The following is a 1,363-nucleotide window of genomic DNA, read 5'->3' on the forward strand; positions in this document are numbered from 1 at the left end:
GGGATGGGCCGCCCGCCCGGGGGATGCAATCCCCCAACAAGGGCATAGGAACCTGGCGGCAGCCAAAAGCGCCTCTCTGCCGAAGGCAGCTACTGCTAACAAGGGCAATGGAACCCGGCGGCAGCCAAAAGAACCTCTCTGCCGAAGGCAGCTATAAACCTCACATACAAAAACGCCCGGTCAAAACCGGGCGCTTTCAGCAGCTGCGGTACTCAGCGAGTACCAAACACCACAATCGTCTTACCAGACACACTGATCAGCCCCTGTTCTTCCAGAGACTTGAGTACGCGGCCCGCCATCTCGCGGGAACAACCAACGATGCGGCCGATTTCCTGACGGGTGATTTTGATCTGCATGCCGTCTGGGTGGGTCATGGCGTCTGGCTGTTTGCAAAGATCCAGCAGGGTGCCTGCGACACGACCGGTTACGTCAAGGAAGGCGAGGTCGCCAGCTTTGCGGGTGGTACGGGTCAGGCGCTCGGCCATCTGGCGGAAGATACGGAATACAAGTTCAGTATCGGAGTCTGCCAGTTCACGGAAGCGGGCATATGAAATTTCAGCGACTTCGCAGGGGGTTTTGGCCCGGACGCACGCTGTGCGCGGGCTGTTTTCGTCGTCAAACAGGCCCATTTCTCCAAAGAAGTCGCCTTCGTTGAGATAAGCCATGATCATCTCACGGCCTTCGTCGTCCTCAATGGTGACGCTCACAGACCCTTTCATCAGGTAGTACAGGGTGTCGCTTTCTTCACCTGCATGGATGATGGTGGTCCGGGCCGGATAGCGCTTCTTATGACAGTGCGTCAGGAAGTGTTCCAGCGGCGCGTGCATTGATGGAATACGAGGGATGATCATTTGTTATTGTCCTTAATCGAATCTCTTTTGATTATTACGCATCGCCGGCGTGAGTTGAACCCGGCATTGGGGCCATTTATGCCGTTTGCCTTTGTTTTTCAGGCTTTTATTGATTTTTCGCGCTGTCATATTATCGGTCTGGCCCGTCTGTGTTAAGCTCCGCGTTTTTACCAGCCGGAGTGAACGCAGATGAAAACGCGGGTTAAATGGGTCGATAACGCTATGTTTCTCGGGGAGTCAGGCAGCGGTCACTCGGTGGTGATGGATGGGCCTGAAGATCACGGCGGCCGTAACCTCGGTGTGCGCCCGATGGAGATGTTGCTGCTGGGGCTGGGTGGTTGCACGAGTTTTGATGTCATGAGCATTCTGCGTAAGCAGCGTCTGGATGTAACGGACTGTGTTGCCGATATCGACGCTGAGCGCGCAGATGCCGTTCCTGCTGTATTTACTAAAATCCACGTCCACTTCACTGTGACGGGGAGAAGCCTGAAGGAATCGGCTGTGGAGCGGGC

The 1,363-nt window shown here is 55.6% G+C and carries 2 protein-coding genes; one reads left to right on the top strand and one right to left on the bottom strand.

The window, feature by feature from the left end:
* Nucleotides 1-212: 212 nt before the first annotated feature.
* Nucleotides 213-851 carry a cAMP-activated global transcriptional regulator CRP gene (crp, locus tag B2067_RS01045; RefSeq protein ID WP_068439019.1) on the bottom strand — a complete coding sequence of 213 codons (639 nt, stop codon included), beginning with the start codon at nt 849-851 and terminating at the stop codon, nt 213-215.
* Between the two features lie 189 nt (nt 852-1,040).
* Between crp and B2067_RS01050 the strand changes: the two genes are divergently transcribed.
* Nucleotides 1,041-1,363 (top strand): OsmC family protein (locus B2067_RS01050; protein ID WP_301387211.1); only part of this gene is annotated, 323 nt, incomplete at its 3' end.

Origin of the sequence: Thalassolituus sp. UBA2590 (assembly GCF_002339775.1) — a bacterium.
Taxonomy (GTDB): Bacteria; Pseudomonadota; Gammaproteobacteria; order Pseudomonadales; family Oceanobacteraceae; genus Thalassolituus.

Bases quoted from the DNA above. Each gene is read 5' to 3' on its own strand.
- crp (WP_068439019.1), bottom strand. From the start codon at position 851: ATGATCATCCCTCGTATTCCATCAATGCACGCGCCGCTGGAACACTTC.